Annotated in this window: 18 protein-coding genes and 1 pseudogene; 10 read left to right on the top strand and 9 right to left on the bottom strand. The window is 45.7% G+C overall.

Annotated features, from left to right (window positions below; genetic code table 11):
• Positions 1–177 precede the first annotated feature (177 nt).
• A complete protein-coding gene (locus FGS84_RS29180; RefSeq protein WP_138311686.1) occupies positions 178–1,872 on the top strand; it encodes a glutamine--tRNA ligase/YqeY domain fusion protein in 1,695 nt (564 codons plus the stop codon).
• An 84-nt stretch (positions 1,873–1,956) separates the two neighbouring features.
• Here the strand turns inward: FGS84_RS29180 and FGS84_RS29175 are convergent, their stop codons facing one another.
• Positions 1,957–2,427 carry a hypothetical protein gene (locus FGS84_RS29175; RefSeq protein ID WP_138311685.1) on the bottom strand — a complete coding sequence of 157 codons (471 nt, stop codon included), beginning with the start codon at positions 2,425–2,427 and terminating at the stop codon, positions 1,957–1,959.
• Between the two features lie 257 nt (positions 2,428–2,684).
• Between FGS84_RS29175 and FGS84_RS29170 the strand changes: the two genes are divergently transcribed.
• Both FGS84_RS29170 and FGS84_RS29165 read left to right on the top strand, forming a co-directional pair.
• Positions 2,685–4,088: a PLP-dependent aminotransferase family protein gene (locus tag FGS84_RS29170; RefSeq protein WP_138311684.1), complete on the top strand. Its 1,404-nt coding sequence runs from the start codon at positions 2,685–2,687 to the stop codon at positions 4,086–4,088.
• A gap of 52 nt (positions 4,089–4,140) precedes the next feature.
• Positions 4,141–5,106: a hypothetical protein gene (locus FGS84_RS29165; protein ID WP_138311683.1), complete on the top strand. Its 966-nt coding sequence runs from the start codon at positions 4,141–4,143 to the stop codon at positions 5,104–5,106.
• Between the two features lie 112 nt (positions 5,107–5,218).
• On the opposite strand, the gene FGS84_RS29160 is transcribed toward FGS84_RS29165, so the two are convergent.
• Complete coding sequence (locus FGS84_RS29160; protein WP_330640779.1) at positions 5,219–5,839, bottom strand: hypothetical protein; 621 nt, start codon at positions 5,837–5,839, stop codon at positions 5,219–5,221.
• A gap of 263 nt (positions 5,840–6,102) precedes the next feature.
• Here FGS84_RS29160 and FGS84_RS29155 point away from each other — a divergent pair, with 263 nt between their 5' ends.
• Positions 6,103–6,387: a co-chaperone GroES gene (locus FGS84_RS29155; protein WP_002565271.1), complete on the top strand. Its 285-nt coding sequence runs from the start codon at positions 6,103–6,105 to the stop codon at positions 6,385–6,387.
• Positions 6,388–6,445: 58 nt separating this feature from the next.
• Positions 6,446–8,068 carry a chaperonin GroEL gene (gene groL, locus FGS84_RS29150; RefSeq protein WP_138311681.1) on the top strand — a complete coding sequence of 541 codons (1,623 nt, stop codon included), beginning with the start codon at positions 6,446–6,448 and terminating at the stop codon, positions 8,066–8,068.
• A gap of 145 nt (positions 8,069–8,213) precedes the next feature.
• Here groL and FGS84_RS29145 read toward each other — a convergent pair.
• From FGS84_RS29145 to FGS84_RS29115, 7 genes and pseudogenes are all read right to left on the bottom strand, one after another.
• Positions 8,214–8,942, bottom strand: a pseudogene (locus FGS84_RS29145) (nucleoside recognition domain-containing protein); the annotation flags it as partial.
• Between the two features lie 59 nt (positions 8,943–9,001).
• On the bottom strand, positions 9,002–10,627 hold the full coding sequence (locus FGS84_RS29140) for a recombinase family protein (protein ID WP_138311680.1): 1,626 nt from the start codon (positions 10,625–10,627) through the stop codon (positions 9,002–9,004).
• A 3-nt stretch (positions 10,628–10,630) separates the two neighbouring features.
• The gene (locus FGS84_RS29135; RefSeq protein WP_024725848.1) at positions 10,631–10,789 is read right to left on the bottom strand and encodes a DNA-binding protein; all 159 of its coding nucleotides are present in this window, start codon (positions 10,787–10,789) and stop codon (positions 10,631–10,633) included.
• A 419-nt stretch (positions 10,790–11,208) separates the two neighbouring features.
• Positions 11,209–11,439 carry a thioredoxin family protein gene (locus FGS84_RS29130; RefSeq protein ID WP_138311679.1) on the bottom strand — a complete coding sequence of 77 codons (231 nt, stop codon included), beginning with the start codon at positions 11,437–11,439 and terminating at the stop codon, positions 11,209–11,211.
• A gap of 10 nt (positions 11,440–11,449) precedes the next feature.
• Positions 11,450–12,391, bottom strand: a complete 942-nt coding sequence (locus FGS84_RS29125) for a GTP-binding protein (RefSeq protein ID WP_138311678.1) — start codon at positions 12,389–12,391, stop codon at positions 11,450–11,452.
• A gap of 20 nt (positions 12,392–12,411) precedes the next feature.
• Positions 12,412–13,425 carry a permease gene (locus tag FGS84_RS29120; RefSeq protein WP_138311677.1) on the bottom strand — a complete coding sequence of 338 codons (1,014 nt, stop codon included), beginning with the start codon at positions 13,423–13,425 and terminating at the stop codon, positions 12,412–12,414.
• A gap of 86 nt (positions 13,426–13,511) precedes the next feature.
• Entirely contained in the window at positions 13,512–13,811 is a 300-nt protein-coding gene (locus FGS84_RS29115; RefSeq protein ID WP_138311676.1) for a metalloregulator ArsR/SmtB family transcription factor, read from the bottom strand.
• 269 nt (positions 13,812–14,080) lie between these two features.
• Between FGS84_RS29115 and FGS84_RS29110 the strand changes: the two genes are divergently transcribed.
• From FGS84_RS29110 to FGS84_RS29090, 5 genes are all read left to right on the top strand, one after another.
• Positions 14,081–14,815, top strand: coding sequence for a TVP38/TMEM64 family protein (locus FGS84_RS29110; protein ID WP_138311675.1), 735 nt, complete (start codon positions 14,081–14,083; stop codon positions 14,813–14,815).
• 47 nt (positions 14,816–14,862) lie between these two features.
• Positions 14,863–15,504 (top strand): YdjY domain-containing protein, encoded by a 642-nt coding sequence (locus tag FGS84_RS29105; RefSeq protein ID WP_243130116.1) that lies wholly within the window; start codon positions 14,863–14,865, stop codon positions 15,502–15,504.
• Between the two features lie 9 nt (positions 15,505–15,513).
• On the top strand, positions 15,514–15,921 hold the full coding sequence (locus tag FGS84_RS29100) for a hypothetical protein (protein ID WP_138311673.1): 408 nt from the start codon (positions 15,514–15,516) through the stop codon (positions 15,919–15,921).
• Between the two features lie 201 nt (positions 15,922–16,122).
• Positions 16,123–16,704, top strand: a complete 582-nt coding sequence (locus FGS84_RS29095; RefSeq protein ID WP_347563907.1) for a TVP38/TMEM64 family protein — start codon at positions 16,123–16,125, stop codon at positions 16,702–16,704.
• Positions 16,705–16,713: 9 nt separating this feature from the next.
• Positions 16,714–17,373, top strand: a complete 660-nt coding sequence (locus tag FGS84_RS29090; protein WP_243130115.1) for a heterodisulfide reductase-related iron-sulfur binding cluster — start codon at positions 16,714–16,716, stop codon at positions 17,371–17,373.

Here is a 17,373-nt window from a genome sequence, read left to right as displayed (position 1 = left end):
GGTTCTAACCCATGGCTTAGCACCATTTTTTTAGTTCAACTCCGAAAGACAGGTAGTATAGCAGACATGGAATAAGATTTCCACTGTAAAATGTATTTTTCCCTTTCCCATATGTCATAATTGTGATATGATTAATAATTATATTTATCACAATAGCAACGTAACGGAGGAACAATTATGGCAGACAAGGATACCGTAATGGAAACTGAGGAAAAGGAGGTAATCTCCAGGAATTTCATTGAACAGGAGATTGACAAGGACCTGGCAGAGGGTGTTTATGACCATGTCCAGACCCGTTTCCCACCGGAGCCAAACGGTTATTTGCATATCGGACATGCCAAGTCCATCTTACTGAACTACGGCCTGGCACAGAAATACGGCGGCAAGTTCAACCTGCGTTTTGACGATACAAACCCGACAAAAGAGAAGACTGAATTCGTGGAGTCCATCATGGATGACGTGAAATGGCTGGGCGCTGATTTTGAGGACAGGCTTTTCTTTGCGTCTAATTATTTTGACCGGATGTACCAGTGCGCCGTGTTCCTGATTAAGAAGGGCAAGGCATTTGTCTGTGACCTGACAGCGGACCAGATTAGGGAATACAGAGGCGATTTCACCACACCGGGTAAGGAGAGTCCTTACAGGAACCGTTCCGTGGAGGAGAATCTCGCATTGTTCGAGGAGATGAAGGAGGGAAAGTACCAGGATGGAGAGAAGGTGCTCAGGGCCAAGATTGACATGGCTTCCCCCAATATCAACATGAGGGACCCGGTCATCTACCGTGTTGCCCGTATGTCCCACCACAACACGGGAGATAAGTGGTGCATCTATCCCATGTATGATTTCGCTCATCCCATTGAGGATGCCATTGAACATATCACCCACTCCATCTGTACCCTGGAGTTTGAGGACCACAGGCCGCTCTATGACTGGGTGGTAAAGGAGTGCGAGTTCGAGAATCCACCCCGCCAGATTGAGTTCGCCAAACTGTACCTGACCAATGTCATAACAGGCAAGCGTTATATCAAAAAGCTGGTGGAGGATAACATCGTGGACGGCTGGGATGACCCCCGTCTGGTGTCCATCGCAGCGCTGAGAAGAAGGGGGTATACCCCGGAATCCATTAAGATGTTCGTGGAGATGGTGGGCGTATCCAAGGCCAACAGCTCCGTGGACTATGCCATGCTGGAATACTGCATCCGCGAGGATTTAAAGCTTAAGAAGCCGCGTATGATGGCTATCCTGAATCCGGTGAAGCTGGTCATTGACAATTATCCTGAAGGAGAAACAGAGATGCTGGATGTGCCCAACAATCTGGAAAATCCGGAGCTGGGAGACAGAAAGGTGCCATTTTGCCGGGAGCTTTATATTGAGCGCGAGGATTTCATGGAAGAGCCTCCGAAAAAGTATTTCCGTATGTTCCCCGGCAATGAGGTCCGCCTGATGGGGGCATATTTCGTGAAGTGCACAGGATGTGAAAAGGACGCTGACGGCAATGTCACCGTGGTTCACGGTACCTATGACCCGGAGACAAAGAGCGGTTCCGGCTTTGAAGGACGAAAGGTAAAAGGAACCATCCACTGGGTGGCTGTTCCCACTGCAAGGCAGGTGGAATGCCGTCTGTATGAGAACATTGTGGATGAGGAGAAGGGCAAGCTGAATGATGACGGCAGCCTGAACCTGAATCCCAACTCCCTGATTGTACTGAAGGAGTGCTATGTGGAGCCGGCTCTGGCAGAGGGAAAGGCCTATGACAGCTATCAGTTTGTCCGCAACGGATTTTTCTGCGTGGACTGCAAAGACAGTACGCCGGAAAAGCCGGTGTTCAACCGGATTGTTTCCCTGAAGAGCTCATTCAAACTTCCGAAATAGAGTTATCAGATAGAACCACAAACAAGATAAAGAAAGGCCGGGGAACCTGATGAAAGAAGTTCCCTGGCCTTTTGATGCAGATGCCTAATAATACCGGCAGGATATGAAGCGGTATTTAAAAAGCTCGTAGAGAAAACGTATGCCAATGATGATATAAATGGCTGTGCCTGCTGCAAACAAAGCCATGAAGAATACATAGAGCCCCACATACATGCTGATTCTGGATGCAGCAATAAGGCCGAGGCAGAGATATGTAAACTTGAAGACCTTGCGTTCCAGACGGTGCACCGGTATGCGGAATACCCGCTTGATGATGGACATCAAGGATACTATGAACAGGGGATAAAGGGCATCCACGGATAAGCCTGCAAGCAGCCGGTACCATTCCGGAACATCCCTTCCCGCACTGATTCTCTCTATGGCTGTGAAGACCAGGATGTGTATGAACACGGTCAGCAGTACAATGGCCACAGCCCCTATCAAACAGCGGAAGGCCAGTGAATGTTCCTTTTTTGGAGATAGTTTCCTTAACATATTCAGAGTCTGTTCGCTCATGTTCATCCATCCTTTCCTAATTGTTTTTTCGGTTCTCTTCCTACTTTTATTATAATTCCACACACCTGTGATTACAATGTACAAATCAGAAAAAATAGTATACTATTATAAAATTATCTCTGTTCTCTGTACTAATAGTGCAAATTGACTGAATAAAAGCAAAAATAGATTGACACATTACCAGTAAACTGGTATGATTAAAATGTTTATTTCGAATACAAGTGATAATGCCAGTTAAGGGTGGGAAGGAGCGGAACATGGAACTGATGGTACCCTTTGACAGTCAGACAGACAGCCCTCTTTATGAACAGATTTACCAGTACATAAAGAATGAAATCCGCCAGGGAAAGATGGAGGCTGGAAGCCGGCTGCCTTCCACCCGCATACTGGCCAAAAACCTGAGGCTGAGCCGCAGCACCACCCAGATGGCCTATGACCAGCTGCTGTCAGAAGGATATATAGAGGCCCTGCCGTGCAAGGGTTATTTTGTGTGTAAGATAGAAGAGCTGGTGGAAGTGCGGCAAAAGGGCGGAGGCTCTTTTGTGGAGCCGGGCGACACAGGGAAGGATTGCTACGAAGTGGATTTTTCTCCCAGAGGTATTGATTTGGACAGTTTTCCTTTCAATACATGGAGGAAAATCAGCAGAAACACACTGGTGGATGACAACAAGGAAATGTTTGCGGCAGGGGACCCCCAGGGGGAGAGAGCGCTCAGGACTGCCATAGGAGATTACCTTCACTCTGCCAGAGGAGTGAACTGCAGGCCGGAGCAGATTCTCATCGGCGCAGGAAGCGAATATCTTCTGATGCTGCTGTCCCAGATTTTGGGAAACGGAAGGAGAATCGCCATGGAAAATCCCACTTATAAGCAGGCCTACAGGGTGCTTAAGGGGGAGGGATATCCTGTGGTTCCGGTGGATATGGACCGTTATGGCATGGATGTGGAACGGCTTGCCCGGAGCGGAGCGGATGTGGCCTATGTGATGCCCTCCCATCAGTATCCCACGGGAATTGTCATGCCTGTGAAGCGGAGGCAGGAGCTGCTGGCCTGGGCATACAGCGCCGCGGACCGGTATCTGATTGAGGATGATTATGACAGTGAATTCAGATACAAGGGAAAGCCTATTCCTGCGCTGCAGGGCATGGACCGGGGCGGCCGTGTGATTTATATGGGAACATTTTCCAAGTCCATTGCCCCGGCTATCCGCGTGGGCTTTATGGTGCTGCCGGAGCATTTGCTGGAGGCATACCGGGAACGGGCCGGATACTACCTCTCCACCGTATCCAGGATTGACCAGAACATTCTCTACCAGTTTATAACCCAGGGATATTATGAGCGGCATTTAAACCGGATGAGGGCGCTGTACAAGGGAAAGCACGATGCGCTGATGGCTGGCCTCAGGGAGCTGGAGGACAGGTTCTTAATCAGGGGTGAGTATGCAGGGCTTCACGTGCTGCTGACCCACAGAAAAGGAGAGCTGGAGGAAGGTCTGGTGGCCCGGGCGGCTGCCCTGGGTGTGAAGGTATACGGAATATCGGGATGTTTCATACAGCCGGAGGAGAGCCGGTTCGGCTCAACCGTTATGCTGGGATATGCCAGTCTCAGCGAGGAAGAAATCCGCAGGGGCACTGAACTGCTGGCAAGGGCCTGGACATGTTAGGCAGCTGAATGGATTATTAAGAGACAAGTTTACAGGAAGGGAATGGTATGCCATGAAAGATAGATGGACAGATTTGGCTGCTGTGGCTGCCTTTGCAGCGGTACTGGGAATCAGCGCCTGCTGGGGCCAATATGACAGGGCCCATGGCAGGGTCTGTGACCAGGCCTATGGCAGGCCGGACAGTGGATATGGCTGGATGTATGGTCAGGAAGGACCTGCAGCGAATGAAAATGGGAGGCTCATGGGGAATGCTGCTGATTCAGGTGCGGCAGGCGCTTCAATGGGAGCAGCCGGTGTACAGGAAGGTGGAGGAGCGGACTCGGCCCGGAGAAAAGGGGAGGAAATAGAGATACTGCCGGATGTAACGCAGTCCCAGAAAGAGGTCCTGGCGGAAATCATGGAAGCCTTGGAGGCACAGGATTTGGAGACCGCGGCCCGGGTGATGGACCGTGAGGAAGAGACGCTTATGACGTTGTTTTATGAGGCTATGGGCGGAACACGGTATCTCTATGACGGCCAGTCATTCAGCGGGTCCATAGAAGGCATGGGTCTGGTGCTCACCATGCCTAAGACCCTGTATTACGGTACCTTCCAGAATGGAAAGCCGGAAGGGGAATGTACGGCCCTCCAGGTGGTTGAGCTGGATGCGCCCAGGTACGATTACTCCCAGGGACTGTGGAAGGACGGAAAGATGGAGGGGCAGGGCCATACCGGATACTGCTATTATGAGACCGGCCCGGAAGGGGAGGCCAGGGACGTGTGCAAGACAGGAAGGTTTTCCGGTGACAGGATGGAGGGGGAAGTGACTTATACCACCCTGAACCAGGAGGGGGAGACATCCACCTGGAAGCTGGAGACAAAGGACGGCACAGTGCAGCTGGACCACCGCTGGATTTATATAGAGGAGCAGGGGGAATACCAGCTGATGTCCCAGGAGGATGACAGCCATGCCTATATCATGGACGGCAATCTGGCTGACCAGCCGGTATGGATTAACCTTCTGGCCTGGGAAGAATAGAATGGGGGCAGAAAAGTCCCGGAGACATGATGGTTTTGTGTCCCCGGGACTTTTTTGCTGTATATTGCCTTATACCGCCGTACATGTTTCCGTCCGGCTGATATGTTTTGTTCTAATCCAGCGTATCTTCCTCGATGATAGCAGTGGGGCGGACTGCTTCCGCTTCCTCCTGGCTGCTGTCATCGTAATCATCTTCCGTAAGGTCTCCTGAATCATAGGAGGAACTGCCGTCCATGCGCCGGTAATCATAGAGGTCGTCCTCATCCACATAGTCGTCATCCAGAAATCCCTCATCTTCAAATAAATCAGAATCATCATCCTTATCCCTGGAGTGCTCATCCATGAAATCCGCTTTCTTGGACTTCACGGTCTGGAGTGCAATCTGGGCCGTGTCCACGGCAGCGGAAACCGCCTCATGGGCAGTGTCTGATAACAGGCTTCCGGCATCCTTAAGGACGTTCTTTGTTGCCTGGGCCATATCCTTGGCAGCAACCTTGAATTCGTCCTTGCTGGAGGAAAGAGAGATGTAATTGCGGTCCAGGCTGCGTGTGTCAATGGTGCGCTCTGTGCCGTCCTCATCGGTCCTGTCCTCGCCGCCATCCTCAAATTCCCGGAAATCCTTTTCCAGCTCCCTGTGGTATGTCTTATACTGAAGTACGTAGGAAACACCGGCAGCCACAGCACCGGTCACTGCTGCAAATGCTACGAATTTACCCCAACCTTTCTTTGCCATGCCAAAAACCCCTTTCTTGTAATGGTGATGCATAAAAGCTCCCCTATGGGTCATATTATGCCTTATTGTTATTATTGTAATACGAATGGAAAAAAAAAGAAACAGCAAATTGTAAAAAAACAATAAAATTAAAAGAAATTAGCACTCAACTCTTGACAGTGCTAATAACTGGTGATATAACATATCATGTGAGCAAAAGAAAGAAGTAAGGAAAAGAAAACAAGAAAGAAAAATCAGAATATCGTGTAAGGAGGAATTCAATCATGAAGTTAGTACCATTGTTTGACAAGGTAGTGTTAAAGCAGTTAGTTGCAGAAGAGACAACAAAATCAGGCATCGTCCTTCCGGGGGCAGCCAAGGAGAAGCCGCAGCAGGCAGAGGTCATCGCAGTGGGACCAGGCGGAGTTATTGACGGCAAGGAAGTAACCATGCAGGTTAAGGCCGGCGACAAGGTAATCTACTCCAAGTACTCAGGCACAGAAGTGGAGATTGAGGATGAGAAGTACGTTATCGTAAAGCAGAACGATATCCTGGCAGTTGTAGAATAATAAATAATACAGCAGGACATTACATTGTAGAACATAAAATATTGGAGGTTGATGAAAGATGGCAAAGCAGATTAAGTACGGCGTAGAGGCCCGCAAGGCACTGGAAGCAGGCGTTAACCAGTTAGCAGATACAGTACGTGTTACCCTTGGACCGAAAGGACGCAACGTTGTCCTGGATAAGTCCTTTGGCGCTCCGTTAATTACAAACGACGGCGTTACCATTGCAAAGGAAATCGAGCTGCAGGATCCATATGAGAATATGGGCGCACAGCTGATTAAGGAAGTTGCTTCCAAGACCAACGACGTGGCCGGCGACGGTACCACCACAGCAACTGTTCTGGCCCAGGCCATGGTAAACGAAGGCATGAAGAACCTGGCAGCAGGCGCCAACCCAATCATCCTGAGAAAGGGAATGAAGAAGGCTACAGACGCAGCCGTGGAAGCCATCAAGAAGATGAGCAAGCCAATCAACGGCAAGGAGCAGATTGCAAGAGTAGCTGCCATCTCTGCTTCTGATGACGAAGTGGGAACCATGGTAGCAGACGCTATGGAGAAGGTTTCCAAGGACGGCGTTATCACCATTGAAGAATCCAAGACCATGAAGACAGAGCTTGACCTGGTTGAAGGTATGCAGTTCGACAGAGGTTACCTGTCCGCTTATATGTGCACGGATATGGATAAGATGGAAGCTAATTTAGACGACCCATACGTGCTGATTACTGATAAGAAGATTTCCAATATCCAGGATTTACTTCCGCTGTTAGAGCAGGTAGTTAAGATGGGCGCAAGACTTCTCATCATTGCTGAGGATGTGGAAGGCGAAGCACTGACCACCCTGATTGTAAACAAGCTGAGAGGCACATTCAATGTAGTTGCTGTTAAGGCTCCCGGCTACGGCGACAGAAGAAAAGAGATGCTGCAGGATATCGCTATCCTCACAGGCGGTACGGTTATCTCCGAGGAACTGGGTCTGGATTTGAAGGATGCAACCATGGAGCAGTTAGGACGTGCAAAATCCGTTAAGGTTCAGAAGGAGAACACCATCATTGTTGACGGCATGGGCGATAAGGATGCCATTGCAGCAAGGGTATCCCAGATTCGCAAGCAGATTGAGGAAACCACCTCTGACTTTGACAGGGAGAAGCTGCAGGAGCGTCTGGCCAAGCTGGCAGGCGGCGTAGCTGTTATCCGTGTTGGCGCTGCTACCGAGACAGAGATGAAGGAAGCAAAGCTTCGCATGGAAGATGCGCTGAACGCTACAAGGGCAGCTGTTGAGGAAGGCATCATCGCAGGCGGCGGCTCTGCATATGTACACGCAGCAGGAGAAGTAAAGAGCGTTGCTGACGGACTGGAAGGCGACGAGAAGACAGGCGCCAGAATTATCTTAAAGGCTCTGGAAGCTCCTCTGTTCCACATCGTAGCCAACGCAGGACTGGAAGGCTCCGTTGTTGTAAATAAAGTAAAAGAGTCTCCTGTAGGCCACGGCTTTGACGCTTACAAGGAAGAGTATGTGGATATGATTGAAGCTGGCATCCTGGATCCTGTAAAGGTTACCAGAAGCGCTCTTCAGAACGCAACCAGCGTTGCCTCCACACTGCTGACAACAGAGACTGTTGTTGCCAATATTAAGGAGCCGGCTCCGGCAGGCCCCGCAGCACCTGATATGGGCGGAATGTATTAATCCGTAAGGCATGATATTTAACTGATAAAAAATAATGAGGATGGGACGCAGCACAGGCATATGTGTGCTGCTGTCCCATCCTTTTTGCTCAGCTGTCCTTTGCGGCGGGGAAATACATTTTATACAAACATCCGGGCCACGCTTGCTATACAAACATCCGGGCCACGCTTGCAAAGGCAAAGCAAAGTACGATTCCGCAGACCGTAGGCACCAGGAAGGAAATGACAGTCCATTTGAAGCTGCCTGATTCCTTGCGGATGGTAAGGAGCGTGGTGGTGCAGGGCCAGTGCATCAGGGAGAAGAGCATGGTACTGACAGCGGTAATCCAGGTCCAGCCGTTATTTACCAGCAAATCCCGCAGCTGCGCCAGACTGTCAAATTCCAGAAGGCTGCCCTGGGCCATATAGGCCATGATAATGATGGGAATGACAATTTCATTGGCAGGCAGTCCCAGGATGAATGCCATGAGAATTACGCCGTCCATGCCCAGAAGCCTTGCAAATGGGTCCAGGAAACCGGAGCAGTGGGCTAACAGGGTAATGCCGCCCACCTGCACATTTGCCATGACCCAGATTAACAGGCCGGCAGGGGCAGCCACCGCAATAGCCCTTCCCAGCACGAACAGTGTCCGGTCAAAGATGGAGCGGACAATTACCTTGCCAATCTGGGGACGCCTGTAGGGAGGCAGCTCCAGGGTAAAGGAGGAGGGGATTCCCTTTAATACGGTCATGGAAAGTCCTTTGGAGACAACAAAAGTCATGCACACACCCAGAACAATAAACAGGGTCAGAAGCAGGGCTGACAGCATGGAGTCAAAGGCTCCTCCGGACACTCCCACAAAGAACATGGAGATAATTGCAATGAGGGTGGGAAATGCGCCACCACCCAAAGGGTAACTTTGCTCCATACGACGAGTAGAGGGCTGACAGTTCCCTACTCGCCGTCGATAAAAATATGGAGGTCTTTTCCATCCCAGACAATTTTCTTAACCATCAGCTTGATTAAGGTACGCTTTTCTTCAATCGTCAGCGTATGGAAATTGTCTTTGAAGCTGGATAACGCCGTGGACAGCATATCAACTTGGATTTCCTTGTCAGTTATGACGCTGACATCCTTTTGCAGACGTTTTTTTTCTTCTTTCATGGAAGCCAGTTCTTTGTCCAGTTCCATGATTCTTGCATTTACACGTTCAATGAAAGCTGCGCCTAAGTTTCCGTGCGACAGTGTGTTGATTAGGTTGTCCATCTCGCTGTTACATTTGGTGATTTTGTCATCAATGACTGATAGGGGACTTTTTTGTGTCTGGCCCTGTAAATCCTGTTTCAGCTTTTCCAGAAGCTTGTAGATGCCGGAATTTTCATCCGTGTACTGCATAAGGTATTCACAAACAATATCGTCCGCCTGCTGTCCATTGAGATTTTGACAGTCACATAATTTTAAACCTCCACGCAGTTTGTTGTTACAAATATAGTCGTAGAGTTCACGGTTGCTGCCTTTGCCGCTTCGCTGCTTTGCAAACATCCGGCTCTGGCACTTGTCGCAGAAGATTAATCCGGACAGCAGGGAATAGTCATTATGCATGACAGCAGGTTTCGTACCTGTGGGGATGTTATCTTTCAAGATGTTCTGAATGGCCACCCACTTTTTACCGGAAATACGCCCCTTGTGCTTTCCGATGGCTACAATCCATTTATCCATACCCTGTCTTGGGGCATTTTTCTTCCTATAATCACGTTTATTGTATGTCAGCAGACCGTATTTATTGGAACACTCGGTTTTTTCAAAGCAAACGTCTGAATGATGTTCCGTAAAGTATTCCCATGCGTCTTCATCAGCAATACAGTAAACCGGATTTTGCAGTATTTCTTTAATGCCTAACAGAGAGAACATTTTTCCTGTACGTGATTTGATTCCTTGCTTGATTAAGTATTTGCTTACGCCGGATATGCTCCGCAGTTCTAAGAACTTTTCCAGAATACAGTCGATGGTTTTAAGCTCCTCAGGATTGTCCTTTAGCTTGCAGGAAGTCTTGATTTTACCGTCAATGATGATTTCCTGCATCTTTTCAGAGGTAAATCCTGTAGGGGTAGTGCCGCCCAGCCAACGTCCGGTCCTTGCCAGCATTAGCATATTGTCACGGACACGCTCTGCAATCGTTTCTCTTTCCAGTTGGGCGAAAACCGAAGCTATGTACATCATGGCCTTTCCCATAGGCTTTGAGGTGTCGAATTCTTCCTTGATACAGACAAATGAAATATTATAGCTGTTCAAGTCTTCAATCAGAGAAGAAAAGTCACTGACATTACGGCTGATACGGTCAAGGCGGTAACAAACAACATATTCTGGTTTGTTTAGTTTTATATCACGGAGCATTTGCTGAAATTGCGGTCTGTTCGTATTTTTTGCAGAAAAGCCTTCGTCTTCATAAACGACTATTTCCGCCTTATCTGATTCGGGGATTTTGGCTGAAATATACTCCCTGCACATTTCAATCTGGTTTTCGACGCTTTCCCCTTTGCCCGTATATACCGATTTACGGCTGTATATATAGATTCTCAAAGATTACTCACCATCCTTTTTTTGCTCAACATAGTCAGACAGAATTTTAGCGCATAAGTTGGAAAAGGTACGCTTGTCCTCTTTTGCCAGTTCGTCTAACTGCTGTTTTAATTCCTTGGGGATTGTTATAGGTACTCTCACGTTATTTTTAGAAACAGCCATACTGTCCACCTCCTTGTATAGTGTGTACCATAGTGTAACACTATTGTCAAGATTGATGGAGGGTTTTGGTGTTCTTTATAGGAAGAATATTGAGGTGGTGATATTGACAGCGCTCGTGGAATAATGCGAGAACTTAGTATAAAACTATAAGATATAGTCGTTCTGAGGCTGAAAATGGCCCTGAAATACCGAAAAAAGGCTGTGTTTTTGACCTTCAAAATCAGATGCTCCAGAACTAAAAATTTAGATGCACTGATGAATCGGTGGGCTGGAATTAATAGTTTGTGTCAGATAATATAAAAGCCATTCCCGCAATTTAGGTTAAACGTAGGAGATGGCTTTTTTAAATATAAAGCTATAGTTAGAACATATTTGTAAGAGATACCAATTCGTTCTAAAGAATATAACACCATGAGTGTTTATCGGAAGAGTTTGATAAGTTCCTCCTTTTTAGCGACTCTTCCAGAAATAACCAGTTTTCCATCCACCATTAATGAGGGGGAAGTCATTACTCCCAATTTTACAATATCTATCAGGTCTTCCACCTTTTCGATTTCCGCATCAATATCCAATTCTTTGATTGCGGTTTGGACATTTTTATATAGTGCATCGCATTTTTCACAACCCGTACCTATCACTTTAATATTCATCTTTGCCTCCCTAATTTTTTAATTTCATTTCAGCTTCTATATTGTCATTCCACGCTGAAAGTATGTTTTTAATGATTGCTGGCCCTATTTTTGAGATGAAAACTAATTGAGCATTACCGGAATCCTTGCTTTCTTTAAAATCAATTTTGGTGCCTACTACATCAACTTGCTGCCGTCCAATCCCATTGACAGTAAGGAAACCCTTAATTCTATATACGCTTGGAATGATTTCATTTAGAAATTTCACTAATTGATTTTTATCCACAGCATCGTATATTTCCATGAATAAGGTTTTCGGCTTTGCCTCCTCCGTATTGGTGGTTTCTTCACTTTCGGCCCACTGATATAAAAGTAAATCATCATCTAAAAAACTATAATCCATGTTACCTTGTATGCTTGTGGTTAACCTACAGACCGGATTGATTTCTCTTATTTTCTTTTCCAGGTCTGCCATTTTTGATGAATCAACCAAATCAGATTTTGTAATGACGGCAAGATGACAATGCTTAAGCTGTCTGTATACAGTCTCTAAATCTGTCAGTTGATTTATAAAATTTACTGCATCAACTAAGCAGATAACACCACAGAAATCATAACTTTTACCGGAGACAGCATCAACGGCCCCAAGAATTTCTTCAACATTGGATGGATCTCCCAGGCCTGAACTTTCTACGAACAGGTAGTCAAAATCATGTTGTGTCATTTCACTGAGGGCGCTGACAAAGGAGAGTTTCAGACAGGAACAGAAAATAGAACCACGGTTGATTTCAACCATATGGATATCATCATTTTTCAGTATTGCGCCGTCAATCCCCAATTTGCCAAATTCATTTTGGATAATACCAACCCTGCTCCCTTTCAGGTGTTCTAGCAGCTTTAACAACAAGGTAGTCTTACCAGCCCCCAAGAAACCTGTTATTACATAAAGTTTTGTCGCCTTTTTAGTTTGCATTTTATTACCCCTTTCATTGATTATATAAAAAATGCATGAAACACATTAAATAGATATCCAACAAGAATAATACCGGTAGTGCATATGACTATGAACAGAGTCAGTAGTTTGGGTTTTACAGCTTTCTTTAACATAATCATTGATGGCAGGCTTAAGGTTGTGACAGCCATCATGAAAGCAAGTATGGTGCCAAGTTGAGCCCCTTTTGCTAACAAAGCTTCTGCAACGGGAATGGTACCAAAGATATCAGCATACATGGGAATGCCTACAAGCGTTGCAAGAATAACACCAAAGGGATTATTGCTTCCGAGTATCGTTTGAATCCAGCTTTCAGGAATCCAATTATGGATTGCCGCACCGATACCGACACCAACTAAAATGTAAGGAAATACTTTTTTAAACGTTTCCGTTACCTGTTCCCTGGCAAAACAGAACCGGTCTTTTCTGGTTAGAGTAGGAGCATCCATATCAATATGATTGGCTGATTGAATGAATTCCTCAACATATTTTTCCATGTGAAGCTTTTCAATCAGAGCGCCTCCGGCCACTGCTATCATCAGGCCGACTATGACATAAGCAATTGCAATTTTTGCGCCAAATATGCTCATTAGCAGGACAAGACTTCCTAAATCCACCATTGGCGAGGAAATAAGAAACGAGAAAGTCACTCCCAGCGGTAAACCGGCACTCGTGAATCCAATAAAGAGTGGGATAGATGAACAGGAACAAAATGGGGTCACAGTACCTAACAGAGCTGAAATGATATAAGAACCAACGCCATGAAAGCGTCCCAATATTTTCTTACTTCTCTCAGGCGGAAAATAACTTTGTATATAAGAGATAATAAAAATTAAAAAGCATAAGAGGATTGTTATTTTCAATACGTCGTAAATAAAAAATTGAATGCTTCCGCCCAATCGGCCGTCTACATCTACGTTGAGAGCGGTTAAAAGATTTTTTATTAGGGAGTTTAACCATTTCATTCCTAATATTTGATTCTGGATAAATAGAAAAAATGTTTGTATCGAGTCCAAATGTATTACCTCCGTTTCCATTGTGAATATCATATCAAAAAAAATTGATATATTGGGGCTTATAAAGGCCATCCGAAGATGACCATTTATTCAGACACGTCCTCTGCTCTTGGGGTAGTTAAGCAGCGTAAACGCTTTAATGCATATTCGCTACCGGATTTACTGAGTGAATAGTGAGTCCATTTTCCCTCCTGCCTGCTTGTAACAATGCCGGATTCACATAAAATTTTCATGTGGTAAGATAGTCCGGATTGTCCCATGTCCATTTTATCAATTAAGACACAAGCACATTTTTCCCCGCTTTGCAAAAGTTCTAAAATCGTAAGTCTCTTTTCATCACAGAGCGCTTTGAAAATTCTAGCATCATTTGTAAACTTGTGCTCCATATGCGCCACCTCACATCAAAAAAAATTGATATGATTATTATATGATTGAAATAACGAGTTGTCAAGAGATATATCAATTTTTTTTGATGTGAATTCGGATTTGATATTTAATCCATCCAACTTATCAACAATGGCAGGAGGGGATATGTAATGCAGAATGTATAGAATTAATCTATCCAGGACCTTACAGTATAGAAAAGAACCATTGGTCAATGGCACGACAGATGATTAGAATGAATATGATAAATATTTGTGAAAGGGGGTCGAATATGGAAAAGAAGAAATCGAGAAAGATAGGGAAATTCGTTGTCATAGCTCTAATTGTGTTAGGTATACTGGTATATTTTTTTGTACCGCCTGTTAATGCTACAATGAATAACATTCTTAAGATGTTTGCGAGCGGGGATTTTACTGTGGTACGGCGGTTTGTCGAATCGTATGGCGCCTACGCAGCGCTGGTGTCCTTCCTGCTGATGATATTGCAGTCCATAGCAGCGCCGTTACCTGCGTTTCTGCTTACATTTGCGAATGCAAATCTGTTTGGATGGTGGAAAGGAGCCATTTTATCGTGGTCCAGCGCTATGGCAGGGGCGGCAGTATGTTTTTATATCGCAAGGCTGTTGGGGCGTGATGCAGTAGAGAAGCTTACCAGCAGGACTGGTTTGAAGCAGATTGATGATTTTTTTGAAAAACATGGGCGTCTCAGCATACTCATTGCAAGACTGCTGCCATTCATTTCCTTTGATATCGTAAGCTATGCAGCGGGCTTGACATCCATGTCCTTTGGCAGCTTTTTTATTGCCACTGGTATTGGACAACTTCCAGCCACCATTATCTATTCATATGTTGGCGGTATGCTGACTGGTGGCGCTAAGATGTTTGTCACAGCGCTTCTTCTGCTTTTTGCGCTGTCAGCACTTATTGTTTTGTTCAGGCAGTTATATGTGGAAAAACAAAAGAAAAGGAATTCAGATAAATCTGCTGATATTGCAGATAATATCTAATCAACCATGGAGGTTTCGTGATGAAATTGAAGAAATTAGCAGTAATTATGGCAGCAGCAACAATGGCATGTTCACTGGCAGCCTGCGGAGGAAAGAGCAATACAGTCGAGAGTAAGGTCCAGGAGACGGCAGCAGAGGAAACCATGACAGTTGACAAAGACAAGAAAGAAATTGTCATGCTGTGTGAAGTTAATGGTACATATTTTACGGAACCAACCAGACATGGTATTGTATACAAAGGTGGTTCCAACGGAGAAAAGGCAGTTTTGCGGGGGCTGGCTGATGAGAAGGAGTTTTATCAGGCATTGCTCGATATCGGGGCCAAAGCCGGTGATAATTTAACTGCAGCAGACATGAAAGCAGGACCAGATAATGGAAAATCTGTGGAAGGGGATAAACTTGATGTCTTTGTGAAATGGGATGGACAGGATGAAATTCCATTCCGGGATATCATTAAATGTACAGAAGACTATACCATGGATTTACGGTTTGGAGGAAATATTGAGAGCGCCAAAGAAAATAATACAGGATGTGTGCTCTGTCTGGACAGCTGTGCAACTGGTATTGTGAGCGATGCTGCATGGCCTACAGGAACCACACAGAATGATATTGCCAAGTTTTATGGGGATAAGGATGTGCTGCCAGAGGATGGTACCCAGGTAACTGTTGTTTTCCGCCTGGCAAAATAAAATATTGCTATGATGAAGCTTTTTAGGATTGTTTACAATAGCTATTTATGGGCCATGACGATTGCCATACTGTGTTTTAAGAGTGAATGGTTGCAGATGAGGGTGAATACCGGATATATTTTTGGGGGATTGTTAATCCTTTCAACCGTGGTGATATGGTTTGTTTTCAGGAAAAGGGAAAATGTGTTTAATAGCCTCTTTACAGCCGGCAATTTGATTGTTTGTTCATTGATGGGGTTTGTCATGTATGGGGCTGAACGGATGAAGGTGGTACCGGCAGCACTGGTACGGGAAGGAATCCATCGGACAAGAATACCATTCTCAAAAATTAATCTGATATTATGTATTATTACAGCAGCAGGTATTTTAATTATCGGCTTGAGCGATATCTTTAAAATAAGACGGGCAGATAAGTAATAGGAAAACAATAAGCGTTGTGCTTTAAAAAAGTCCAACGCTTATTTGCGTCAATGGGAGATGGAAATGAAGACAGTGTTTCATACATATAAAAAACTAATTCTATTCATAGGAATTATAGCAGCTGTATTAGCCTGCAACCACATATTTGGTTGGTCGGCCGTGTTAAGCGGAACAGGAAGTTTGAATCTTCTAAGGCAGATGGCAGAAGAAAATCTGGTGAATGCAATTTTCCTGTACACTGTGATTACGGTTGTGGGATGTGTGGCGTTAACTCTTCCTGGAGTCACCTTTGCTGTTTTGGCCGGACTGCTTTTCGGACCGGTATTGGGAACAATCTGCTGTTCCATTGCTACCATGATAGGAGCCATGGCAGCGTTTCTGGCAGGACGCTTCTTCCTGAAGGATAGTATTAAACCGGTAGTTATGAAAAACCGGTACCTTAAAAAGTGGCTTTTCGATGAAGCAGGAAAGAATGAACTGTTTGTGCTCATGATTACCAGGCTGGTACCGCTGTTCCCCTATAATCTCCAGAATTTTGCATATGGTGTCACAGATATCCCGTTCAGCACCTACTCTATATTCTCACTGATTTTTATGTTGCCGGGGACAGCCATGTACACCATAGGAACATCAGGATTGGCGGATAAGGAAAACAGGGTACTTTATATCAGTATTGCGGTCATACTGGCGGTAATAGTCATGGGCATGGGATTGTTCTTCAAGAAAAAGTATGTGGTCCAGCCAGAGGGAGTGGAGGATGTCAATGGACAGGAAAGCTAGGATAAGAGTGTGCTGTTTCCAGGGTGCAATTTTCCATCTTTTTATCCGGAGACTACCAGGAAATTAATCAAAATACTGAAGAATGAGGCAGACATGGGAGTGCTGTTTGACTGTTGCGGCAAACCGGTCTCGGAACTTGGACTGAAAGAACAGGAAGGGAAAATAATCAGGCGGCTTAATGAAAGACTTCGCGCCGCAGATATACAGGAAATTGTCATGCTCTGTCCCAATTGCTATTATTTCCTGAAGGATAAGCTGGAAATACAGGTCCTTAGTATTTATGAAAAGTTATCACAACTCGAAATAGGACAGAAAGTAGATGGGAAGGGAAGTTTGTTTCTGCCATGTCCGGACAGGGAAGAACAACAGTGGGTATCATGGCTGGAGCCGTTCTTTCAGAAAAAACCCGATATTATAAAAGGAACACAGTGCTGTGGTTTGGGAGGTTGCGCAGGAGGAAAGGAGCCGGAGCTCGCCAAAGGTATGGCATGCCATGTGACAGGGGAAGGGTATGAGAATGTCTATACGTATTGCGCATCATGTGCAGGGAACCTGACACGTAATGGTGGTCAGGGTGTCTCGCACCTTTTGACAGAAATCCTGGATTGCAATGAACAACCGGATACCGCAAAGTCGATGATAAACAGGATGATGACAAGATTCTGGTAA

Source organism: Clostridium sp. 1001271st1 H5, from assembly GCF_005845215.1.
In the GTDB taxonomy this organism is placed as follows: domain Bacteria; phylum Bacillota; class Clostridia; order Lachnospirales; family Lachnospiraceae; genus Enterocloster.
This window is presented reverse-complemented; position numbering and strand designations above follow the sequence as displayed.